This is a genomic window from Providencia sp. JGM181 (genome assembly GCF_018257375.1).
Lineage (GTDB): Bacteria > Pseudomonadota > Gammaproteobacteria > Enterobacterales > Enterobacteriaceae > Providencia > Providencia lanzhouensis.
In genome coordinates this window covers 1-1,930 of sequence record NZ_JAERJY010000248.1, presented here as the reverse complement: position 1 = coordinate 1,930, position 1,930 = coordinate 1, and the positions used below count along the sequence as shown (strand labels likewise).

Genomic DNA, 1,930 nt, shown 5'->3' with positions numbered 1-1,930 from the left:
TAGAAATATTTAGCCACATATTTAATTATTTGCTAGCTGTACTAAATAATAAATAATGTGAAAATTTACTATGGAATATATAAAAACACAAATTATTAAAGTTTTTAAAAGTAACCTTATTTTTATTCAGCTTGATTAAAATAGAATAAATAATATTTCTTTCATGAACTATACCCATCGGTTAGTATACTTTCACACAAGTTAGGCGGCTAGGTTTAGTTGTGCTCTATCTACTAACGCTGTCAGCCCAAGTCTAAATGAGTGTAACGGAATATAGATTATCGTTATTGTTCACCGTACCTCCATCATACTCCTTAAGATAACTCCCATAGTGCCTAAATAACATCTCAGGCCCTTTATGCCCCATTTGCCCAGCTAGCCAAAACAGGTTAGCGCCTTGGCTAATATGTCTCGTGGCAAATGTATGCCTTGTTTGATATGGATTGCGATATCGAATGCCCGCTTTTTTCAGCGTTGGCACCCATGCTTTCTTTCTGATTGCATCAGCGCCTGCCCAAGCTTTATTTGTTTTTGGGTCTTCAAAAATCACACCATCTTTCATAAACGTGAATTGCTTCTGGTCATTCAAGGCGTTCATTGCTTCACTGTTCAATTCTACCTTTCTGGTACCGGCTTTAGTTTTGGTTTTCTTAATAACGCCAACGACACTTGCGGACTGCACATGTGCGGTATTTTCTATGAAATCTATATCACTCCATCTCAATGCACATAATTCGGAGCTTCTTAATCCAGTATTAATGGCAAACTGGAATAAGTTTTTCCATTGCTCGTATTTTGCTGCAGCGAGTAGGGCGGATACTTCTTGTGGTGATAATGGGTCAACAATATAGTTACTTTCAGAACCACTATTTTTTGATTGATATCTTGATGCTGATACTAGGCTGACTGGATTAATTGATATAATCCCATCAGTAATGGCTTCATCTAGCGAGCTACGCAAGAAAGAGAGCTGATTACGGATGGTTTTTAATACTGTCGTTTGCTTTTGTATCCAGTTTTTTAGGATTGCAGGTGTGAGTGATGAAACATGTAATTGGTGCAAATCTGATAGGGAACTTTTGCATTTTTCATAGCCTTTGATAGTCGATGGTGACAGATTTCTAGTTTCACAAATCACAAGATACTCCTCCAAATAATCAATAACTCTTTTTTCACGATTATTATCACCGAAGAAATTTGATTTTTTAGAGTTAGGGAAATACTTGTGGTAATTAAATGTACCTTTTTCTATATGATTCTGAATTTCGGCGAGTAGCCTTTCTGCATATTTAATATTTTTATTATCTACGGTTAGCCGGGATAGGGGTTCCCTACACAGAACCCCTTTATAAGTGAATGTAATAACCAAAGTATTTTTGGTTTTATTTTGACGGATGGTTACGCCTCTTGGTAGTAGGTATCCTGCTTGTTTTTTCTGACCCATTTGTTGACTTCCTTTATATCAATCCAACGCTCTTTTGCACCATCGACCTTTAATACATGCACTCCCTCTTGCCAGAAGCGCCTTTGAACTCGTTTATTGATTGCATCAGTGCTCTCACCAAACAATTCACAGTATTTAGATATTGGTAAGCACTCAACAGAAAGGTTTGTATTCATAATAGTCTCCATATTTTGCTATAGATGGATTTAATTATTGATTCTCTCTTAAAAGCCTCACTACAGCTCTCGCATTAGTCTGTATGTATATTTGCTCAGATGCAGGTACAGCAGAACCCTGCATTACAAGCAGTAATACATATCCGATTATTTGCATGAATTGTTACTTTGAATTTTAGTTATAAAAAACCCTGCTAGTGCAGGGTGTCGGTTATAATTTTATTCTTTTTATGTTGATTTTTAGTAATTTTATGTTTTCAGATATCTCTTTAAGTGAATATTCAATTTCATTTATCATATTCATTGTTAT

General features: G+C 35.6%; 2 protein-coding genes. Both read right to left on the bottom strand.

The genetic code is table 11. From position 1 onward, the window contains the following. Nucleotides 1-253: 253 nt before the first annotated feature. The gene (locus JK188_RS17225) at nucleotides 254-1,444 is read right to left on the bottom strand and encodes a site-specific integrase (protein WP_154600019.1); all 1,191 of its coding nucleotides are present in this window, start codon (nucleotides 1,442-1,444) and stop codon (nucleotides 254-256) included. Further along, nucleotides 1,399-1,620, bottom strand: a complete 222-nt coding sequence (locus JK188_RS17220; RefSeq protein WP_230083277.1) for an excisionase — start codon at nucleotides 1,618-1,620, stop codon at nucleotides 1,399-1,401. Before JK188_RS17220 ends, JK188_RS17225 begins: the two co-directional genes overlap by 46 nt. Between the last annotated feature and the right edge of the window lie 310 nt (nucleotides 1,621-1,930).